This is a genomic window from Nostoc sp. FACHB-280 (assembly GCF_014697615.1).
Classification (GTDB): Bacteria; Cyanobacteriota; Cyanobacteriia; order Cyanobacteriales; family Nostocaceae; genus Nostoc_B.
This window is the reverse complement of sequence record NZ_JACJSD010000039.1, coordinates 54715-71228: the sequence shown is the minus strand read 5'-3', so window position 1 is coordinate 71228 and position 16514 is coordinate 54715. Positions and strand designations below refer to the sequence as shown.

At 41.0% G+C, this 16514-nt stretch carries 16 protein-coding genes and 1 pseudogene; 7 read left to right on the top strand and 10 right to left on the bottom strand.

The window, feature by feature from the left end:
• The first annotated feature begins 131 nt into the window (after positions 1–131).
• Positions 132–974 (top strand): annotated as a pseudogene (locus H6G75_RS24235) (Rpn family recombination-promoting nuclease/putative transposase).
• 74 nt (positions 975–1048) lie between these two features.
• Here the strand turns inward: H6G75_RS24235 and ylqF are convergent.
• The 5 genes from ylqF to H6G75_RS24210 all read right to left on the bottom strand — a co-directional run bounded on the left by ylqF (position 1049) and on the right by H6G75_RS24210 (position 5117).
• On the bottom strand, positions 1049–1933 hold the full coding sequence (gene ylqF, locus H6G75_RS24230; protein WP_190982489.1) for a ribosome biogenesis GTPase YlqF: 885 nt from the start codon (positions 1931–1933) through the stop codon (positions 1049–1051).
• Positions 1934–1990: 57 nt separating this feature from the next.
• Positions 1991–2377 carry a VOC family protein gene (locus H6G75_RS24225; protein ID WP_190982488.1) on the bottom strand — a complete coding sequence of 129 codons (387 nt, stop codon included), beginning with the start codon at positions 2375–2377 and terminating at the stop codon, positions 1991–1993.
• 123 nt (positions 2378–2500) lie between these two features.
• Positions 2501–3436, bottom strand: a complete 936-nt coding sequence (locus tag H6G75_RS24220) for a glycosyltransferase family A protein (protein WP_190982487.1) — start codon at positions 3434–3436, stop codon at positions 2501–2503.
• A gap of 72 nt (positions 3437–3508) precedes the next feature.
• Positions 3509–4348 carry a formate dehydrogenase accessory sulfurtransferase FdhD gene (fdhD, locus tag H6G75_RS24215; protein ID WP_190982486.1) on the bottom strand — a complete coding sequence of 280 codons (840 nt, stop codon included), beginning with the start codon at positions 4346–4348 and terminating at the stop codon, positions 3509–3511.
• 79 nt (positions 4349–4427) lie between these two features.
• Positions 4428–5117 carry a Uma2 family endonuclease gene (locus tag H6G75_RS24210; protein ID WP_190982485.1) on the bottom strand — a complete coding sequence of 230 codons (690 nt, stop codon included), beginning with the start codon at positions 5115–5117 and terminating at the stop codon, positions 4428–4430.
• A gap of 68 nt (positions 5118–5185) precedes the next feature.
• Between H6G75_RS24210 and H6G75_RS33605 the strand changes: the two genes are divergently transcribed.
• The 3 genes from H6G75_RS33605 to H6G75_RS24200 all read left to right on the top strand — a co-directional run bounded on the left by H6G75_RS33605 (position 5186) and on the right by H6G75_RS24200 (position 6549).
• Entirely contained in the window at positions 5186–5317 is a 132-nt protein-coding gene (locus tag H6G75_RS33605) for a hypothetical protein (RefSeq protein WP_277884106.1), read from the top strand.
• Between the two features lie 181 nt (positions 5318–5498).
• Complete coding sequence (locus H6G75_RS24205; RefSeq protein WP_190982484.1) at positions 5499–5885, top strand: 6-pyruvoyl tetrahydropterin synthase family protein; 387 nt, start codon at positions 5499–5501, stop codon at positions 5883–5885.
• Between the two features lie 448 nt (positions 5886–6333).
• Positions 6334–6549: a hypothetical protein gene (locus H6G75_RS24200; protein ID WP_062296670.1), complete on the top strand. Its 216-nt coding sequence runs from the start codon at positions 6334–6336 to the stop codon at positions 6547–6549.
• 60 nt (positions 6550–6609) lie between these two features.
• Here H6G75_RS24200 and ribD read toward each other — a convergent pair whose 3' ends face one another.
• The 4 genes from ribD to H6G75_RS24180 all read right to left on the bottom strand — a co-directional run bounded on the left by ribD (position 6610) and on the right by H6G75_RS24180 (position 10814).
• Positions 6610–7836 carry a bifunctional diaminohydroxyphosphoribosylaminopyrimidine deaminase/5-amino-6-(5-phosphoribosylamino)uracil reductase RibD gene (gene ribD / locus H6G75_RS24195; RefSeq protein ID WP_190982483.1) on the bottom strand — a complete coding sequence of 409 codons (1227 nt, stop codon included), beginning with the start codon at positions 7834–7836 and terminating at the stop codon, positions 6610–6612.
• 437 nt (positions 7837–8273) lie between these two features.
• The gene (mreD, locus tag H6G75_RS24190; RefSeq protein ID WP_190982482.1) at positions 8274–8894 is read right to left on the bottom strand and encodes a rod shape-determining protein MreD; all 621 of its coding nucleotides are present in this window, start codon (positions 8892–8894) and stop codon (positions 8274–8276) included.
• Complete coding sequence (gene mreC / locus H6G75_RS24185) at positions 8891–9712, bottom strand: rod shape-determining protein MreC (protein WP_190982481.1); 822 nt, start codon at positions 9710–9712, stop codon at positions 8891–8893. The genes mreD and mreC overlap by 4 nt, the downstream gene beginning before the upstream one ends.
• 94 nt (positions 9713–9806) lie before the next feature.
• Positions 9807–10814, bottom strand: coding sequence for a rod shape-determining protein (locus H6G75_RS24180; RefSeq protein WP_190982480.1), 1008 nt, complete (start codon positions 10812–10814; stop codon positions 9807–9809).
• Positions 10815–11336: 522 nt separating this feature from the next.
• Here H6G75_RS24180 and H6G75_RS24175 point away from each other — a divergent pair.
• Positions 11337–11699, top strand: coding sequence for a single-stranded DNA-binding protein (locus H6G75_RS24175; protein WP_190982479.1), 363 nt, complete (start codon positions 11337–11339; stop codon positions 11697–11699).
• Between the two features lie 110 nt (positions 11700–11809).
• Here the strand turns inward: H6G75_RS24175 and H6G75_RS24170 are convergent, their stop codons facing one another.
• On the bottom strand, positions 11810–12553 hold the full coding sequence (locus H6G75_RS24170) for an SIMPL domain-containing protein (protein WP_190982478.1): 744 nt from the start codon (positions 12551–12553) through the stop codon (positions 11810–11812).
• 490 nt (positions 12554–13043) lie between these two features.
• Here H6G75_RS24170 and H6G75_RS24165 point away from each other — a divergent pair, with 490 nt between their 5' ends.
• Positions 13044–14321: a 4Fe-4S binding protein gene (locus H6G75_RS24165; protein ID WP_190982477.1), complete on the top strand. Its 1278-nt coding sequence runs from the start codon at positions 13044–13046 to the stop codon at positions 14319–14321.
• Between the two features lie 93 nt (positions 14322–14414).
• Positions 14415–15797, top strand: a complete 1383-nt coding sequence (locus tag H6G75_RS24160; RefSeq protein WP_190982476.1) for a cation:proton antiporter — start codon at positions 14415–14417, stop codon at positions 15795–15797.
• Positions 15798–16514 lie beyond the last annotated feature (717 nt).

The window sequence follows — 16514 nt, the reverse complement described above, 5'->3', positions numbered from 1 at the left end:
TTGTATGTGTCAGAAAATCAGTTATGTTCATTGGTTTGAAGAGATGATGTTATGTTGACATTTTTCGGCTTTTTAGAATCCGTGTAATTATTTATGTAAAGTTTTATGTCATGATTCAACATTTCTGAGCCTTGAGTTACGATAACACCTGCAAATATTTAGCCGAAACCTATCCCGCCGAGTTTGTTAAATGGTTACTTGCATCTGACACAACAGATATTCAAGTACTCAAAACCGAACTCACCCTTGAACCAATTCGCGCCGATTCAGTCACATTTTTACAAATCGCCAACCAAATTCTACATATAGAGTTTCAAACTACATCCCAATCCACACCACCACTAGATTTTAGAATGCTGGATTATTACACCAGATTAAAACGTCAATAGTTCTGGTGTGAAATTCATCAAGTGTTAATTTTCCTACAACCGACATCATCCGATATTGTGTATAAAACCCAGTACACAGACAGCAACACCATACACAAATATCGTGTAATTCGTTTATGGGAAGAAGAACCAGCCACACTATTAGCTAATCCTGCACTTTTACCACTGGCGACATTAGCCAAAACCAACTCACCCCAAGGATTGTTAACCCAAGTCGCGGCGGCTGTAGATATGATTGAAGAAACAGATGAGCGACAAAATATTTCCGCTTGTGTGCAGATGTTAGCCGGTTTGCGGTTTGAGAAAAACTTAATTACACAAATTTTCAGCGAGGAAATCATGCAAGAATCTGTCATTTATCAAGACATTTTGCAAAAAGGAGAAGAAAGAGGAAAGAGAAAAGAGGCGTTGGGATTGATATTGCGTCTGTTAACACGCCGCTTTGGTGCAGTTGAAGCACAGACAGAAGAACAAATCCGCAGTTTATCCATCACTCAACTAGAAGATTTAGCTGAGGCGTTGTTAGATTTTACTAGTCACAGTGACTTAGTGAATTATTTAGGAAATCTCTCTGTTTCTAGTTAAAAAAATTACGCGATCGCTAGAAACGTGTAAAGTAAACGAATAGTGATCGCTCAAAAAATGTCGAGAATCTTTGTTTATATATTTGGTGGTAATTCTAGAGGAATTGTCCCTAATAAACCCTTACGATAATCAGTGAAAAGTTGTCTCGCCGCACGTTCAACATCACCGTTGTAACGATTTTCCGCCAAAGCTTCTAGGTATGATTCGCCTGTATAAGTTGACGAGTCGAGTTCGTAGCGTAACTTAAACGGTGACTCTGGTAATAAATGATTCGCTGTTATATGAATTTCATTTAGAAAATCTACGAATGCTGATGCGACGAGTTGATTATCATAAGATGCTTGTCCAATATCGTCACAAATTGCTAACTTCAAAGCTGCGGCTTGATTTTCTAAACGAGAAGGAATTACCCCAGGCGCATCAAGTAATTCTAATTGATCAGATATACGTACCCAGCGTAAGTTACGTGTAACACCTGGACGTGCCGCACTTTCAACTACACGTCGTCCCAACAGTCTATTAATTAAAGCTGATTTACCAACGTTAGGAAAACCAATCACCACAGCCCTTACAGGACGAGGTAACATACCGCGATCGCGTCTTCGTTGATTCAGTTCTACACCCGCAGCTTGGGCGGCTTTAGCTACAGCCGTCACACCTTGACCGTGTTGGGCATTGGTAAAATAAGGCACTTGTCCTTGACTCTTAAACCAATCTGTCCATAGCGATCGCACTTGGGGCGTAATCATATCTAAACGGTTCAATACCAAAATCCGTGTTTTGCTTCCCACCCATTCACCGATTTGCGGGTGGTGCGTCGCTAAAGGAATCCTCGCATCGCGGACTTCTAACACCACATCTACCAGCTTTAGCTGTTCTTTGAGATTCTTTTCCGCCTTGGCAATATGACCCGGATACCATTGGATCAGGTTTAATTTGTAGTTGTTTGTGAGAGACATATTTTTGTAGGGAATGGGGGAGACAAGGGAGACAGGGAAGACACGGGAGATAAAAAACTAATGACTAATGACTCCCTTAGCTTCATGCAGAATTAGGCGATTACCTTCAGGATCGTAAGCATAGATTTCTCGTCCGTGGGAAGCGATGGAGATTTCGCCGGGTGGAGGATAGCCTAAATTGGTGAGATGAGCGATCGCAGTTTCTAAATTACTCACCTCGAAGCACAAACTTATTTTACTTTTAGTTGAGTTGGCAAATTCTGACTCATGACTCTGTTTCGGTTGAAAAATTCCCAAACGTAAACTTGTTAGTTGAAACTCTGCATAAACATTGGGAATTAAAGTACTCGGTTTTTCACTGAACAATTGGGTATAGAAATCTACTAATTTTTCTAAATTCACTGTGGCGATCGCCACGAACACTTCAGTATATCGCAAAACCATCACTATTATATTTCTCAAACTGTGGTTAATTCATACCACTTCTATCAGATGTTGCACTCTATAAATGCTGTAGAGACGTTGTATACAACGTCTCTACTATTTTCTGCGGGATTAGTTCAAAATTTAAAACATTGCAGACTTAGCTTGAGTAATAGCATTTAGCCAGGGCTTGATATCATTACCATCCGTGTGCATATTCCATCGCTTACCACTGCGTTTAAAGGGATAAACATTGTTTTCTACAGCCCAAATTAAATCATCTAAATGTTTAATAAAATTTTCACCATGTTCTACAGGATGAATTGCCCAAGTCCCAGCAGTCATTGACCAACGTTCAAAACCTTTGACTTTAAAAGTATGTGTAATAGAATTTTCTAATGGCTCTTTGATATCCTTTTGGACTAGTGGTAAAACTTGCTGTTCTAATCGCTGGCGATCTAAGAGAAAATATCTTGTAGAAACATTACCCGCTTTATTCCACAACTTTTTAGGTTTAGATTTTGTCGGACGACCAGTTAATTTTTCGAGAAAACTTTTGGCTTGTGGTGGGCCGCCTTCGCAAGTAGCAATCACAACTGATGGATTTGCTTGCAACATTTCAATGCCTTCATCTATCCAAGATTTTCTGGTGGCATCTCGGTAAAATAACACATCAGAATCAACATGCAGAATATAGTCACCAGTACACTGTTCTAAGGCAAACAGATATTGATAAATTGGCGCTCCATCAAAATCTTTAACATCTATGTCATCACGCCCAAAGTACTTTTTTAAGACTGACTTTTGCAGTTCTTCATCCCAAGGTATTTCATCTACTCGATCAATAATTCCCTCAGTTTGCAGTTGCACTAATTTCGTTCTTAATTCTTCTATTTGTCCTGTCTGACGTTCTAGGTATTTACCAGATGGCTTACCAGGATCTAACGCCACCAGTCTTTCGGAGAATGGATAATCTAGAGAACGCATCATACTCCGAAGTATTTTATCGATGAATGGGGTATCAACAATGCACGCATTTACAGTAAAGCTAACTTTAGGCTTTTGACCAAGCGTGTTCATATTTAAATATCCTAGGTTTTGATGACAGAATTACGTAAAAATCAAGTAAAAATTGTGATTTTTTAGAGCATATCATGTTGTAATTATTCTCTGGCATCCGGTATAAACATTAAACCTATTTCCCCGTAAAAATCCTACTAAAGTAATACCAAATTCTTCGGCAACAGACACCGCCAAACTGCTAGGTGCAGAAACAGAACAAACAATTGGAATTCCTGCAACTACAGATTTTTGCAAAATCTCAAAACTAGAACGTCCACTCACCATAACAATATGACGATTAAAAGCTAAAGCACCACTCAGTAAGGCGTTACCAATCAATTTATCTAAAGCATTGTGACGACCAATATCTTCTTGTAAGTTCCCAATTTTGCCTTCAGCATCAAATACTGCTGCTGCGTGTAACCCTCCAGTTGCCGAGAAAATACCCTGATGCGATCGCAACTGATCAGATAAGCTGTAAATAACCTCAGACTTGACTGTTAAATCAGAAGTAATTTTTGCGTAACCGCGCAAACGTAAAGCTTCAATACTCGCTTTACCACAAACTCCACAGGCACTATTTGTATAAAAGTGACGTTCTAAAGGCTGTAAATCTGGATTTAACCCTGGCTTTAACTGCACATTAATAATGTTATAACGTTGCTCACCATCTACAGATTCATCTGTGCAGTAACTCATCCTATCAATATCTTGTTTACTGTTAATTACACCTTCACTAAACAGAAACCCAGCAGCTAATTCAAAATCTGCGCCTGGAGTTCGCATAGTGATAGCTACTGTACGTGATGGAGATGTCAACCGAATTTCTAAAGGTTCTTCTGTGGTGAGTTGGTCTTGTCGCAGGCGTTTTTTACCATTTTCGACCACCCAAACTTGCGTTCTCGTTTTGCTTTTAGTCGGGGTTTTCATTGATTAGGATAATAATCACACTTATTTAGTCCTATCATTAATTAATCAAGGGTGCGATCGCTCAATATAATCAATAATTTTATAGAACATCGGGATCAATATTTAACTCCCGCAACTTAGCGGCTAGACGTTCTGCACGTTGTTTTTCTTCATCTGCACGCTGTTTTTCCTGCTGTGCCAATTCTTCTGGTGTCAGTAATAACTCCCCTTGTGGCGTAAAATAGCGTAATTGATTGTTCTGGACACCTAAATATAATTCTAACTGCTGACTCCATAACCAACCTTGGGGATTCGGTTCTATTGGTTGGTATTGAGCATAAACTAACTTAAACCCTGTAAATTCTAAATTATCCGGGTCAAACCAAAAATATTCCGGGGTGCGAAAAGTATCTTGGTAGATTTGTTTTTTTAAGCCTTTATCTGTGGCTTTTGTAGAAAATGAAAGTAACTCGACAATGATATTAGGATATTTACCATCTTCTTGCCAAATTACCCAACTTTTGCGAGGTCTTTTTTCGCATCCCTGCACTACAAAAAAATCAGGGCCACGAAATTCTTCTGATTTGAGTTGACGTTGACTATAATATATTGTCAGATTTCCAGCAGCATAAAAGTCATTGCGGTTTTGCCACCACAATTCTAAACACTGTAGTAACAAAATAATTTGGCGTAGATGTAAATCGCTTTCCAATGGTGGTTCGTCACTATATATATCTCCTGGTGGAAATATTATATCTGTGGCTGGTGGCAAATCTTGGGCAACGGACATGACTTTTTTGGGGCTAGAGTTGAGTCAACTGGGTATAGATTACAGATATCATTACTATCATAATCTGGTTGAATCTTGAAAATACTGAGGAGCGATCGCATTTTAACCCCCAACACTACCAGCGCGATCGCACACTTGCAACTGTGATAAATTCTTTAAAATGCCAAGCTAACCCGATATCTGCCATATTATTTTTTTAAACTAGTATTAGTAATACTATAAAAATCTGATTGATTCACAAATGCAATTACAAGAGATACAGCAGATTTCCAGTTAGTTAAGTACACAATTTAGTGATCAACGCTAGGCTGAAAGTCTATTCTGACTCCTGAATTCTGCTGTAAGTATTTATCTCTAAATTGCCTACGAGGTAATCTTAAAATGCCCAAATGGAAAGTAGTAACGGAATTTTCTTTTAACAGCGCCCACTACATCAAAGATTATGATGGCCCTTGTGGTCGGATGCACGGGCATAATTACCAAGTCCGCATCGAAGCTATATCAACACAATTACATTCTTCACAATATTGTCCTCATCCAGTTATGGTAGCGGATTTTAGAACTTTACGTTGGGCAAAACAAGATGTCACTAAAGGAGGTCTTGACCACTGCATTTTAAATGAAGTTATGCCTCCTGAATATGAGACTACAGCTGAAATGATTGCTAAGTATATTTACGATGAAACCAAGAAGCGAGTACCGCCAAATGTACAATTAAAAGTTCATGTTTCGGAAACCCCTAATAGTTGGGTGGAATATGAAGAATAATTTTATTCAGTAGATTGTTACACATCTTTATCATTGGGCGAAGTTAGTCCCCATCAAACAAGTTTCATCATGCTGCATAAAAGAGGGACTAATTTCTTTTTTTTCGTCTTTAGTCCCTTTTTTATCCTCTTTTCGGCACGCAACTTTAGTAGCAATGATGTATTGTTTCTTAAATATTTTTGTTAATTAAATACATTCTTAAACCTAAAGAATTAAGATATTTCTTTAGGTAGATGCCATTTACAAATTATCATTAGAGTACCAGAATAGTATTAATAAACTTTTATGAACCAATCGATGTAATAGCGCCTTTCTGAAAGTTCATAAAGTTATAAATCACATTATTAATTTTTTAATAATACTTGTCTCAGCTTGTACATTCATGCCATAAGTCACTGCCGAAATTGTGTAATCTAAAAAAAGCTAGGCTAATCTTCAATGAGGTCTGATGACTCCCAATATTCTGCGTCAGCTTTGGTCTGTGGTTGAAACTGCCCAAACCATGACCCTCCTACAGCTGGATGATGCTAGCTTGGTGCAATGGTTGGTAAAACAAACCACCACACAAGTTTTCTTAGATTCCCACGAGATTGACTCTCTTGGTGACTATATTCAATCCCGGCTAAGTCTGATACGAGATATCGCTTATGAGCGACATTATTAATTAAGTCAATGGTCAATAGTCCAGAGTCAAAACCATTGATCATTGACTTTTGATGATTGACTATTGAGGTAAATAACCTTCCACTAAGCAATCGGAACCAACCACACGCCAACGCACATTTTCTAAGGGCAATGCTTCGGTCATGTTAGTAAAACCTAAGTCACCCACTGGTGTAGGCGCATGACTACCACCAATAATTTTAGGAGCAATAAAAGCCATAACTTTTTGTACCGCTCCTTGAGCGATCGCACTTGCAGCTAAATTACCGCCACACTCCCACAAGACACTGCAAAAACCCCGTTCATATAAGTGCATCATTGCTTGTGCAGGTGCCAGTGCTGGTAATTCCACAACTTCCACGCCAAGTTTAAGTAAGATTTTTTGGAGATCAGGGTTGGCTCCCACTTCAGTTAACACCAAAGTCGGTGCTTCTTGGGTTTCCCATAAACGGGCGGTTTCTGGCAAGTTGAGTTGACGACTCATCACCACTCGTAAGGGATTATGCGCCTCTACTTGATGGCTAGTTAAAAAAGGATTGTCTTGTCGGACTGTATTACCACCAACAATGATGGCATCGCAAGCCGCCCGTAGTTGATGTACTTCACTGCGGGCGGCTTGATTTGTTACCCAAGCACTATGACCGACAGTCGTAGCAATTTTGCCATCTAAAGTCATGGCATATTTCAAAATGCCAAAAGGTTTTTTATAGAGAATGCGATGTACAAAAGCTTCATTTAGCTGCTGACAAGCCTCAGTTTCTACACCAACTAACACCTCGACACCAGCAGCACGTAAACGCGCAATCCCGCCCCCAGCCACCAAAGGGTTAGGATCAACCATCCCCACCACTACCTTAGCCACACCCGCCTTAATCAATCCTTCCGAACAAGGAGGAGTGCGCCCATAATGATTGCAAGGTTCTAGGTTGACATAAACTGTAGCACCATGAGCGCGATCGCCCGCCGCCCTCAACGCAAAAACTTCAGCATGAGGTTCACCAGCACGGGGATGAAACCCTTCACCCACAATCTCGCCATCTTTGACTACAACCGCCCCCACCAAAGGATTAGGCGAAGTGCGCCCTAAAGCACGGCGGGCAAGTTCCAAGCATCGCTGCATCATTCGGGAGTCAAAGTCAGCTTCACTGCTCATACTGTTCTGCTTTGGGGAATCAAATACCACTGGCGTTGGCGCAGCCTCTCCAGAGGAGAATCGCAATCTCAAGCCATCTTCTTGAGTGTAATTTAGCGATGTATCTACTTGAGTAACAACTGGGGAATTATCCATAAATTTTGAGCAATAATTTCAAGATTCTGCACGTTACCAATTTGGATCTTCATACCTCAACAGTAATATTTCCAAGTTACTGTTCGCTGTCGGCGTGCTTACTTAAACAGAACTTATACACAAAGATTGTCTGTGAACAATGGGTGTAATACCCTTTCACTTTAAAAATGATACAGATAGACAAGCAGAGGAGGCAGCACCTCGACTTCGCTCGGCGGACGGGAGCAGAGGGGCAGAGGAAGAGATTTGTATCAGTAATTTCGTGAATTGGTATAAGAGTTAGGACGATTTGAAAGCTTGAATGCTAGGAATAGTAAGACTTTTCCTCCTGCCTTCTGCCTCCTGCCTCCTGCTATCAATCAAAAAGAGTGAGGATTTAGGCTCTGAACCCATGATTCCTCACTCCCAAATTTACAGTCAAGATATTTCCTCTGTAATTATTGTTCGATCGCTTTGCGCTTTTGCCACCACAAATTGAGGGGATAATAAACGACAGGAGCCCAAAGACTACTGAGGATAGCTGATGCTAGGGCAACTCTTTGGTAATAAGCCCAGATGTATTCTACTTTGCGATCGCCAGTCAAACTCAATTGCAACCCAAAAATTGACTCCGACAAAATTGCCATGATAAAGACAATTAAAGCGATGGAAATAAAGTCTTCCTGGATAAATCGCTGCTTCTGTACTAATCCTGTGAGTAATCCTACCAAACCCAAGGTGACGGCGTGAGTTGGATCTGGTGAAGTTAGGGCATCTTGCAGTAGTCCTAAAACTATACCTGCGATCGCTCCTTCCCAAACCGGACGTTTGACACTCCAAGCCACTACCCAAATTAACAGCCAATTTGGCCCTAGTCCCAGCAATTCTGTACCAGGAAAGCGAGTTGGCAGTAACAGCAAGCATAACAGCACAGATCCAACTGTCACCGACAAATCTAACAGTTGCACTACACGCGGATGCCAACGGGCAAGGGGTTTGCGATAAGCTTTAGATTTTGATTTTCGTTCCGCAGCTTTCGGCTTTTTCGATTTACGACCATTAAATGAAGGTATCTTCATTGTTGATTTGCCTGTTCTTGTTCCTGGGACTGTGGCTTTTCCTGTGGTTGGTTTGTTGGTTTAGGATACACAGCTACCCAATCTAAAGACCTAATTGGTGGGAAAAGTTCAACTTTCGCTACTGATGCTGGCAGTTTCTTTAAATCTAAAGATTTGATTTTGCCTACTGCCAAGCCAGAGGGAAATTTTTGACTGTAAGTGGAAGTCGAAACTAAATCTCCCACTTTGACATTCGGTACTTTTTCATAAAATTCCAGCACCGCTTCTGCGGAAGAATCGCCCCGCAACACTCCTTTAGCAGAAGTGCGACTAACCGTCACACCCACTTGACTTTTTAAGTCACTAATCAACAACACACGGCTAGTATTAGGAGTGACACTATCTACCAAGCCTACTAATCCACCTTCAGCCTTGACAATATACCCTTCTTGAATGCCAGAATTTGAGCCACGATTCAGGGTTACTTGTTGCCACCAATGATCTGCACTCCGCCCTACTACCCGCGCTGGTACTGGACGTGATGCGGCTGGCTCAGGTTGGACATAACCTAATAAATTCTGTAACTGTTGATTTTGGCTTTCCAGTTCTTGAATACGGGTTTGCATCTCCATAAACTGGGCATCTTTGAGGCGTTCTTCCAAACGTTCTTCAGGAGTTTGCCCAGATTGCAAAAGCTGTAGAGGACGTGTCGCTACTTGATAAACTTCTAGTAGCATTGCCCCTTGAGTCTGTCGTAATATCCAAGCACCACCTACTACAAGGGCCAGCGAAGCAACCTGTAACCCTTTGCGACCCCACCAACGACGTACAGTAACCATGTATAACCTGTTTCTATATTTTGATAGATATCGGATTCTATTTATATGAAACCCAAATCCAAGCCAAATAGAACCCAATATCTCATATTTTTTCCTACATATTTTTAGAACGGCCGCTAAATACCCTTTCTAGCTGTTTAAAGTTCTCTAAGACACGGCCTGTTCCCAGTACAACACAGCTAAGTGGATCAGCCGCAATGTGAGTCACAATCCCTGTCTCATGACTGATTAGGGTATCAATGCCTTTGAGTAGCGCCCCACCACCAGCCAGCATAATACCACGGTCGATGATGTCAGATGCTAGTTCTGGTGGGGTTCTTTCTAATGTCCTTTTGACCGCTTCCACAATGATGGATAACGGTTCCAACATACTTTCGCGGATTTCAGGACTTTTGATGGTAACAGTACGAGGTAAACCAGATAGTAAATGTAAACCTCTGACTTCCATCATGGTTTCATTATCTTCGTTGGTGGGATAGGCTGAACCCAGACGAATTTTGATTTCTTCCGCAGTCCGTTCACCAATTACCAAGTTATGCACTTTTTTCATATATTGGACGATGGATTCAGTCAGTTCATCCCCGGCAATGCGTACTGATTCACTCAACACTGTGCCTTGAAGACTCAACACCGCAACTTCTGTTGTGCCACCACCAATATCGATAATCATGTTACCAGTCGGTTCGGCAACTGGGAGACCTGCGCCAATTGCGGCGGCAACTGGCTCATCGATTAAATATACTTCCCTTGCCCCAGCTTGAACTGCGGCATCCATTACAGCCCGTCTTTCTACCCCGGTGACACCACTGGGAATCCCAATTACAATTCGCGGTAGAATCAGCGATCGCCCTTCATTAACTCGCTGAATAAAACTTTTGAGCATTAACTCGGCTGTATCAAAATCAGCGATTACACCATCACGCAAGGGACGCAAGGCAATCACGTTTTCCGGTGTGCGACCGAGCATTTTTTTGGCATCTTCTCCTACTGCCAGCGCCACCTTTTCGATTTGGTCGATCGCCACTACAGAAGGTTCTTGCAGTACAATACCTTTACCAGATACATAAACTAGGGTATTGGCAGTACCGAGGTCGATACCCATATCCCATGATGAGCGAAAGTTCCTAAACAGCCCCACGCGTCTCTACGCCCCCTATTCGCAATACTTTTTGACTATAAAAAAATGTTAGATGGAATCGTGCTGGATTCTATTACGTTTTTGATCATCAGTCTAGTAAAGTTGGTCATTTTTTGATTTAGTTTTGACCATACTGACTAAATTTGTGACATCCACGTTTTCGATATTCCTTGCCCAACTCAGTATATCCGTAAGGTTTTATTAGTTTTCCCTAAGTGATAGCTCAAATTAATATAGCTTGCAAGGTTGTTAAGTTTGTAACACATTTTTAATCATCAGGTGCCAGAATTCAGAATTCAAAATTTCCTACGCTGGAAATCAGTGGTTTGGGCTAAAAAGGAATTTGTACTTCTTCATGCACAATGAAAATCCTCTTTATCCAGTCACCCTCAAAGGTTTATTCTGAATTCTGTTTTATTCAGTTCATAATTGGCTATTATGGAAAAAAAAGATAAATCAGTACGTCAGTACTAAAAGGTAAGACACATGACTATTAATATAGTCCACCTCATTGGTCGTGTAGGTGGCGACCCAGAAATGAGATATTTTGATTCCGGTAAAACTAAATGTAGATTAACCCTGGCAGTCAACAGAAGAACACGCAACAGTGACGAGCCTGACTGGTTCGAGTTGGAATTGTGGGGCAAGACTGCTGAAGTGGCAGGTAATTATGTCCGCAAAGGTAAGCAAATTGCCGTTAAAGGTTCCTTAAAGTTTGACTCCTGGAACGATCGCCAAACTGGAGTTAGTCGTTCTAAACCTGTGATTGTTGTAGACCAGTTGGATTTATTAGGTTCTAAAAATGAAGGAGACAGCAGTATGAGCGATATGTCTCCAGATAATTTTTAGTTGGTCATTTGTCCTTAGTCCTCTCTTACAAAGTTCTGAGCGGAGGCTTCCTCCGCTCAGACTTTGCGCTTTGTCCTTTGTACTGACAAATGACCAATGACAAGTGACAATTAATAACTAATTTGCAACGTCACCGATGCTTCTACTTCTTGTTCACCACCAACTACGGGTGTAGAAACATCTTCCGCGACTTTTGCCGCCTGGGCGCGTAAAAATACAGGTGGTGGCGGGGCGCTGGCATTATTAACTTGAATGCTGACGATTTCTTTCGATTTGAGTCCTAACGAGCTTAATACAGCATCAGCTTGTTTTTGGGCATCCTGAGTAGCTTCTTTGAGTGCGACTTCGCGGGCGGTGGCGATCGCATCATCACTAGCAATAAAACTAACACCGTTAATTTGTGTTGCTCCTGCTTTCACAGCATCATCCAGTAATGTGCCGGCTTTCTCGGTGGGAATGCGAAAACTCACATTATTCACAGCAGCATAGCCAGTAATACGCTGCACATTATTGGTGTAACTGTAAACAGGATTGAGACGGATACCTGTAGTTTCTAACTTCTCTACATTACGACTTTTAAGTAAAGCGACCACAGCCGATGACCGCTTGGCAGCTTCTTGCTGGACTTCTTGAGCAGTTTTACCTTGAATCTCCACCCCTAAATTCACCAACGACAAAGTAGTAGGAATTGATTCCGTTCCTCTTCCACTCACAGTCAAAGTCCGCCATAACTTTTCTTTTTCTTGGGCTGATGCAGGTAAAGCCACCGTGACAAATAACAGCAAAGCTAATGGTAGAGATTTCCAAAACTTCCCAACACAAAACTGAGAACCAGACAAAGCAGTTCTAGACATAAGCTTGCACTCCTCTAAACAATATATACAGATGCTAATAAGTAAACTGCATCGAACTATCATTCGTTAACTGTCAAGCATTAATAGTTAACAGTCAATTTGCTCGATACCATTTCTATGTTTCTACTGTGACACTGCTCTAGTCAAAAACAGGTATGGTTACATTTTTGGAAACTAAAAAATCACAATAAAACTTTTGTTACATCTGACCATAGGACTAACGTTTTCCAGCCTGTGAAGGCAGGCTTTGATCCTGTAGCCACGACTTCAGTCGCAGGCATACCAGATTTGAGCTTTGAGTATTTAGGCGTAGGAATTACGAAGAAAAGATAAAGATTTAAGTATATATACTGTTCTTCTCTGGTTTAGCCAAGCTGCATAATAAGCCCAACTATAAATACAAAATTTTTAGCCAGATTTTTTACTACATCATCTGCTTAACTGGCTCTAGATTCGGCATTCACAAAATATTATTTAGTGGAATAGATCCATGCTCTTGAGCATAGCTGAACGTCAGATGCACTGGGTGCGCTGTCTGTTAACTTTCGCATGGCTCCTAATTATTGCTTCCCTATTGTACGACCCTTGGACTCCGGCTCTGAGTCACTTAAATCATACTTCTACCCCACAGGAATTTGCTGTTAGTTGTATTCATGTGCAAGGTAAATGTTTACCAGAAAGAGCATATCCTTTGGGAACAACTGTGATGTGGGGAGTAATTGTACCTGCATCCATTTTTATTTTGCTAGTGTTTGGCCATCAACTGTGGCGACGCATTTGTCCGCTTTCGTTTCTGTCACAAATTCCCCGCGCGTTGGGTTGGCAACGTCATTCTCAACACCAGCAATCTCGATTAAGAAATACAGCCTACAAATTAGCCAAAGTCCATCCCAAATCTTGGTTGGGCAAAAATTATGCTTACCTCCAGTTTGGTTGGTTGTTTTTGGGGTTATGTGGTCGGATTTTATTTTTTGATGCTGATCGCCTAGTTTTGGCATCATGGTTGTTATTTACAATTGTCTTTGCAATTACTGTTGGCTACTTTTATAGCGGCAAGACATGGTGTAATTATTTCTGTCCGATGGCACCAGTAGAAAAGATTTATAGTCAACCCAGTGGGTTATTCAGCAGCAAGGTTGATAGGAAGAATCAGCCAATCAGCCAATCAATGTGCCGCATTGTTTTGCCAGAAGGTCAAGAACAGAGTGATTGTGTTGGCTGTCAAAATGCTTGTATTGATATAGATGGGGAACGGGCTTATTGGCAAGACCTAAAAAAACCGTCAGAATCCTTTGTGCGCTATGGCTACAGTGGTTTAGTCGTTGGTTACTTTATTTATTACTACCTGTATGCAGGCAATTGGGAATATTACTTTTCTGGGGCTTGGGCGCGGCAAACTAACCAACTGGCAACTCTCTGGAGTCCAGGACTTTATTTATTTGAACGGCAAATTAATATACCCAAACTCATAACTGTGCCAATCATCTTGGGAGGATGTACAGCGATCGCTTATATTTTAGGACGCTGGGCAGAAACACAAGCAAAAGCCTATAGTCGTCGGCGTAACCTTTATCTGTCTCCTTACATCATTCGCCATCGGATTTTTACAATTTATACCTTTGGCATCTTTAATTTCTTTTTTATTTTTGCCGGCCGTCCTCTCATTTTATTACTGCCATCTTGGATACAGTGGATTTACAATTTACTTCTAGCTTTAGCAAGTACACTGTGGTTCTATAAAAATTTTCCCCGCAGTCCGCATCTTTAATTTATACGGAAGTACTGCCCATCATTTCTGAACTTCCTTACAAGCCTTCATCTTAAACAGGTAAAAATAAAGAGAAGGATTTTCGCGGAAACCATGCAGTTTTTAGATGTCATCAACTTTTCTTTTCCTCTGCTGGCCAGCACACCAGAAGCAGCAGACAGTTCTATGGTATTGGCGGCTGTGCTGCTGAGTTTAGTAGTAATTTACTTCGCCAGCAAAGTTGGTGGGGAGTTATCCAACCGCATTGGTTTACCACCTGTGTTGGGCGAACTTGTCGGTGGTGTAGTTGTGGGTGTTTCTGTACTGCATCTGTTGGTTTTTCCTGAAGGTGGTGCAGACAGTTCTAGCTCTTTAATTATGGTGTTTCTCCAAACTACTGCCGGTTTGACCCCAGAAGCCACACCCCAGGTATTTGCCGCCCAATCAGAAGTGATTTCTGTGTTATCAGAATTGGGTGTAATTATTTTGTTATTTGAAATTGGCTTGGAGTCGAACTTAAAAGACTTAATGGCTGTTGGTATCCAAGCAACCATTGTGGCAGTAGTGGGAGTAGCCGTCCCCTTTGCGGCTGGAACGGTGGGTTTAATGACTTTGTTTGGTATTAGTGCTGTACCTGCAATTTTTGCAGGTGCGGCTTTAACAGCGACAAGTATTGGCATTACCTCTAAAGTTTTGGCAGAAATTGGTAAGCTCAATTCCAAAGAAGGGCAAATTATTCTCGGTGCAGCTGTGATTGATGATGTACTCGGAATTATTGTCTTAGCGGTAGTTGCCAGTCTTGCTAAAGATGGTGCAGTGGATGTAGGCAAAGTAATTTACTTAATTATCAGTGCTACAGCATTTTTATTGGGTGCGATTGTTTTGGGTAATGTGTTCAATAAAACATTTGTGGCGATCGCAAATCAACTCAAAACCCGTGGTGAGTTAGTCATTCCTGCCTTTATTTTTGCCTTTGTCATGGCATATCTGGCTGCCATCATTCAATTAGAAGCGATTTTGGGGGCTTTTGCTGCTGGTTTAGTCTTGGAAGAAACCGATAAACGTAAAGAACTGCAAAAGCAAGTTATTCCTGTAGCCGATTTGATGGTGCCAATCTTCTTTGTCACCGTTGGTGCAAAAACTGATTTAGGAGTGCTAAACCCTGCCATTCCCAGCAACCGCGAAGGTTTAATTATGGCGATTTTCCTGATTACAGTAGCCATTATTGGTAAAGTGATTACAGGTTTGAGCGTATTTGGTCAACCCCAAATCAATCGTTTAGCGATCGGTGTAGGGATGATTCCACGAGGAGAAGTTGGATTAGTATTTGCTGGTGTCGGCGCTGCTAGTGGCGTTCTCTCAAAATCATTGGGGGCGGCAATTATTATGATGGTTATCCTCACAACTTTTTTAGCTCCGCCTTTGTTACGTTTCGTATTTCCCGATTCCCAAAAAGTGGCAACTGACTCCGAACAATTAATTCAAGATGAAAGCTGAGTAACTGGAGACTAGGAAACAGAAAGGTGGCAATAAAATTATCTACTTCCTCCTTTCTGATTTCCTCATCCCTAAGTTCATGACAGGGTAAGAATTCAGGAGTCAGAATCCAGGAGCCAGAAGGGTTAAAGAATAGGAGAAATATTTTGATGGATTAACTTACTAATCTACTAGATACCGCTAAATTCTGACTTCTGACTCTTGGGTACTGAATACTGACATTACAGGAAACTTCTGTGTTTAAATCTGCGTCCTCTGATATCGTTGTTTCTCTGTTCTTCTGACTATTGATTCTTAACTTTGAGAACTTAATTTGTTACCAAACTTACCTGATTAATCATCTTCATCTCAATGTGTTCATAGTGACTAAAAACTAGTAATTACCAATATTGCAACATTCCTGAAAACGAGTTGAAATTTGTTAATCCTAAAATTGCTGGCTGATCCAAAAAAACACAAAATTAACAAGAATTGACCGAAACCAGAATTATCTGGTTATATTTGTGTTGCCTCTCATACTAGTTGTCTGGGAATAGCCAAGGTGGTTAGGAATCCACAGAGCAGAAAATTTAGGCACTAAAAAACTTTGAACTCTGCCACCTGTCCCCTACTATATGTCTGGATAGTACAGCAAAATCAAAATTCAAGATTATGTAAGCAGTTGAGAATTTACACTATTAATTGTTTTTTTAACCCAAAAAAAGCTCAGGTCAAATC